The sequence below is a fragment of the Bacillota bacterium genome (assembly GCA_029961055.1).
Lineage (GTDB): Bacteria > Bacillota > Sulfobacillia > JAIMAT01 > JAIMAT01 > JAIMAT01.
Window position 1 is genome coordinate 1 of sequence record JASBVM010000052.1, and the last position, 1,560, is coordinate 1,560.

Below are 1,560 nucleotides of genomic sequence, written 5' to 3' on the forward strand. Positions count from 1 at the left end.
GCGAACGCCTCGAACTCCACGCCCTTCGACGGGTCGTACCGCTCGACTACCTTGGGCAACCCGCCCCCTCCTCGCCGATGAGGTCGCCCATCTCCACGCCCGGGGGAAGCCGCCGCGCCAGGCCGCCGACGATCGACCGCACGAGCGGGAGGTAGGCGAGAACCAGCCGCTCTCTGGCCTCCCGGCTCCGGGAACTCAGGTACTCCCGCCAGAGCCTCTCCTTGTCGTCGTCATGAGCCGCTTGCCCGCCGGCCTCCATGCTCGGCGCGCCTCCTTACAAGGCGCGGCGGCCCCGCGGAGGGGCCGCCGAGTCCGAAACCCCTGCCTGCAACCGGTCAACTTCCACCAGATGTCGCCTGACCGGTCTGCGCCTCCGCCTTTTGGGCGAACTGGGCCACCTCGGGCGCCCACGTGAAGACCGATGCGCCGATCGAGAGGCCGTGCAACCTGTACATCAGCCCGCCGCTCAAGATGCCGACGACCTCCCCATTCCCGTCCACCAGCGGCCCGCCGCTGTCACCCGACTGGACCCCGATGTCCGTCACCGTGAGATCGGGAACTGGTGCCCCGCTGACCGGCATCTGGCCGATGTGCGGCAGCGCGACCACACCGGCCTTCATCGCCGGATTCGCGCGCCCGCGCGGGTAACCGACGTCGAAGACGAGATCACCCGCAGACGGCACGGAGGCTTGGACGGGAGCCGGATTGACGGGCGCGGCCGACCCGAGCGCCAGCGCCGCCAGGTCATGGGGCCCGTCGGTCAAGAGGAGCTTGGCCGGCAGGGTGACGCTCCCCGCGCCAGGGTTGAAGGTCGCCTTGTAGGAGGCCGCCTGCGGGTCGGAGAGCCGGTCGACGCAGTGCTTGGCAGTTAGAACCACTGTCGGCGAGACCAGAACGCCCGAGCACAACACCTCCGATCCGCCTCCCGAGATGTCCAGACGTGCCGTCGCCCGCACCGCCCGGTCAAGAGCCGCTTGATTGACGTAGGTGAACCTATCCGTCACTACCGTTCGGCTCATTCCAGCGGGTGTGGTCACGGTCACGTCCACCACGCCCGTCCCCTGAGGAGCCGAAGCGGAGATCACGTTGTCCGAGACAACCTGAAACTGCGCGGGGACGCCGCCGAAACCGACACCCGTGGCGCCAGAGAAGCCGAACCCGTAGATCACCACGGCCTGACCGGACGCGCCATGATCGGGGCTGATCGCGAGAACCACGGGCGCGCGCACTTTCCGGTTCACCGACTGGCCAGCGAGAACCGAGCGGAACCCGGTTCTCTCGCGCGCCGGCGCGGCCTGGGCCTCGGCCGCGGCGCCCATCACGAGAAGGAGCGCCAGGAGCGTGGACAGCATCTTGGCCATATGCCTGCCCATCCGTCCACGCGCGAACGCGAAACGCCGCTTCATGGCGAAACAATCACTCCTCCCCGTCCGTCCTCCTGTGAAAAAGTCTTGGGTTCCGCCATTCCGCGCACCCATTGTAGGCCGCCGTCAACCCGCTCCAAACTCAGCCGCCCGCCAGGAGCACGATCGCCGCCCTCCGGTTCTGCTGCCAGGCCGC

General features: G+C 68.8%; 2 protein-coding genes. Both read right to left on the reverse strand.

Annotated elements, in window-relative coordinates; translation table 11 throughout:
• Window positions 1–46: 46 nt before the first annotated feature.
• Window positions 47–259 (reverse strand): hypothetical protein, encoded by a 213-nt coding sequence (locus QJR14_10945; GenBank protein ID MDI3318115.1) that lies wholly within the window; start codon window positions 257–259, stop codon window positions 47–49.
• 76 nt (window positions 260–335) lie between these two features.
• On the reverse strand, window positions 336–1,406 hold the full coding sequence (locus tag QJR14_10950; protein ID MDI3318116.1) for a trypsin-like peptidase domain-containing protein: 1,071 nt from the start codon (window positions 1,404–1,406) through the stop codon (window positions 336–338).
• Window positions 1,407–1,560: the final 154 nt, after the last annotated feature.

Excerpts from the sequence above, each read along its gene's own strand:
- QJR14_10945 (MDI3318115.1), bottom strand. The coding sequence starts at position 259 with ATGGAGGCCGGCGGGCAAGCGGCTCATGACGACGACAAGGAGAGGCTC.
- QJR14_10950 (MDI3318116.1), bottom strand. The coding sequence starts at position 1,406 with ATGAAGCGGCGTTTCGCGTTCGCGCGTGGACGGATGGGCAGGCATATG.